2 protein-coding genes are annotated in these 2,722 nt (G+C 55.4%); both read right to left on the reverse strand.

Annotation, left to right across the window (positions count from 1 at the left end):
* A partial coding sequence (locus VKV29_RS06895; protein WP_324200570.1) for a carboxypeptidase-like regulatory domain-containing protein occupies positions 1-1,071 on the reverse strand: 1,071 nt, incomplete at its 3' end.
* A 363-nt stretch (positions 1,072-1,434) separates the two neighbouring features.
* Positions 1,435-2,722: CRTAC1 family protein (locus tag VKV29_RS06900; protein WP_324200571.1), on the reverse strand; the 1,288-nt coding region annotated here is incomplete at its 5' end.

The raw sequence follows: 2,722 nt of genomic DNA on the forward strand, positions 1-2,722 counted from the left end.
CGAGCTAAAATGAACGTTGTCGTTTGGGGAGCGCAGAATATCGAAACCCAAAAGGTTAGGAACCTGCTGATAGTCCCAAAAAAGATCACACTCCACGATGCTGCCGGCAGGAGCACTGCGTGTGTGAAGGGCATAGCGCAACACAACCTTACGCGGGTCGGGCGCACGATGATTAGCCAACCCCTGCTTTTGAAGGATGTAGTTCTTAATGGCCTGATAGGCCCGCTGCAGACGACTCGCGTTGGCGGCGCGAGTGGCAACTTGAGGTACCGTGAAGGCGTCGGCGTCGAAACCGGTGATGGCGGGCAGGGTGGAGCTGCCGCCGGGGGACAACGTGAAGTTAAGTTGAGAGTTCGAGCCTGCCGTAAATGTGAGATTCGTGAAGGTTTGATTGATGTAGCCGGCGAAGGAGGCTGTGGCCGTGTAGGTGGCCGTGGTGGGAGTGCCGTTGGCTGTAAGGGTAGGTAGGGCCGAAATGGTGTAGTTGCCGTTTGTATCGGTGTAGGCGGTAAAGGAGCTAAGGCTGGTAAAGTACTGCCCTCCCGTCTGTTGGTCGGTGACAGGGCCGGGTGCCACAAACACACGCGCCCCTACAAGTGGGTTGCCGTTGGTATCGCGCACGGTGCCGGAAAGGGTTGCTTGGGTAGAAGTGGGCGACATCACCACATTGGCGTTGGAGGTGAAGCTATCGCCGTTGAGGATTTCGATGGTGTTTTGGCCGCTCCATTGCTGGCCATTGATGACCTTTGTAGCTCGAACCACGTAGATGGCCGAATTTTGACCGGCAGGCACCGTAATATTGGGTATCTGATAGTCGCCCTCTTGTGTTGTTGTGGTGGACTGACCCCCGATGGTTACCGTGGCCCCGACTATAGGTGCTCCGTTAATATCGGTAACCGTGCCCAAAACCAGCCCGTTACTTTGCGGGTTAGGGCCGGGGTTTGGGGGCAAGGAAGAGCCTGAACCACCACAACCGCCGAGCAGAGCCGCCAGCACAATGCCTACTGCGCACAAGATGAGGGCAGAAAACCGTTTTCTATTCTTTCCACAAGACAGCAACCATCCGGACATCTATCGTTATCCTTCTAGTGAAGAGACCTCTATGTCACCTCACAGCATCAGCTCGTTACGATGCGTTTCTCACATTAAAGACGTTCGAACACATCGCGCGTGACGATCTTGTGGGGGAAAGCCGGAGGGGGCCAGCAAATCACAGCTATTTTACCTCCAAAATCGCAAACGAACGCACGCCTAAAACCGAAGATCCCTCTCGCTTTGCTTCGAGATGACACACTTCAAGGCCGGCGCCCTTCCCCTCAAGGCCGACGCCCTTCCCCTCTTTCGAGATGACATGGTTTCCGAGCGCACATTTCTGTGAATGTGTAGACCAGGCTTTCTGTCTCGCATAGCCTACGGAGTGTCGCATATACAGCTTTAGGCCTGTTTAGCCTGTGAACTGCCCTCACCCAGCGTGACAATGCGGTTGGTTGGTATCTGCCGATAAGCATCTACCTGCCCGCTCGGCCAGTGTACCTCGATGTCCACAACCTTGGCACTCCCTACCCCGCAATGAACCCTCTTATCCGAGGCCGACATGTAGGAACCGTCCGTCTGGCACAACCGCAGATACCGTTTGCCCTCCTCCGTCTTCACCCACACCAAGGCTCCTAAACCATCCCGATTGCTCTTGGTGCCTTGCAGGCGACACTGCACCCAGTTGCCTGCCGAAGGGGTTTCGTTGTGGAGAAGCAGAGGAGCGCCCTCGGAATCTACAACAAGCACATCGAGGCGTCCATCGTTATCGTAATCGCCGATAGCCAGTCCCCGTCCAACAATGGGTTTAAGAAAGTCGGGGCCGGCCTGTGAAGTCACATCGAGAAAGCGTGTGCCGTTCTGGTTCCGCAAAAGCAGGCTTGGTTGGCGATAGGTGGTGCTTTTATCAATTTCGGCGATATTGTCTTGAACATGGCCGCTCACGATGACAAGGTCGAGCCAGCCGTCGTTATCGTAGTCGAAAAACTTGGTTCCAAAAGAGACGTAGGGAAGCCCAATATCCGCCATGCCTAACTGCGCCGAGCTTTCGGTGAAAAGGCCGCCGCCATCGTTATGGTAAATGCACTTCGTCTCGTGCTGAAAGGTAGCCACCACAAGGTCGAGCCGCCCATCATTATCGTAGTCTCCCCAGTCGGTGCCCATACCACCATGCACGTTGCCATCGGCGTTATAGGCCGTGCCTGAAATAGCCCCGATATTTTTGAAGCGTCCGCCGACGTTCTGTAAAAGGTCGCCCTCCACCTCATCGTTGGCTATCGAGATGGACTGCCTGCCCGAACCGTCGAAATCCGCGCAGGCCACCCCGAGGTCTTTTCCATGGATCGCATCAACCCCCCATGCTTTCGAGACATTTTCAAAATGCCCGTTGCCTCGGTTTTTATAGAGCACGCCTTTTATCGGGTTGTAGAAGCGCGGGCCGCAGGCAGTCATCTTGCCGGCATTATTGCAGAGTTGCGGGTCGGTGTGCGGACCGAACTCAACGTAGTTTCCTATGAACAGGTCAAGCAGACCATCATTTGTCAACGGTACCCAGGCTGCTGAGGTGCCCCAAGGCTGAGGCGCTATCCCGCTCTGCGCCGTCACATCCTTGAAATGGCTCCCTCCCTCGTTGTGCAATAACACCCCACCCCGATACGCCGTAATGTAGATGTCCACGTACCCATCGTTA

It is taken from the genome of Chthonomonas sp. (assembly GCF_035294165.1).
Taxonomy (GTDB): Bacteria; Armatimonadota; Chthonomonadetes; order Chthonomonadales; family Chthonomonadaceae; genus Chthonomonas.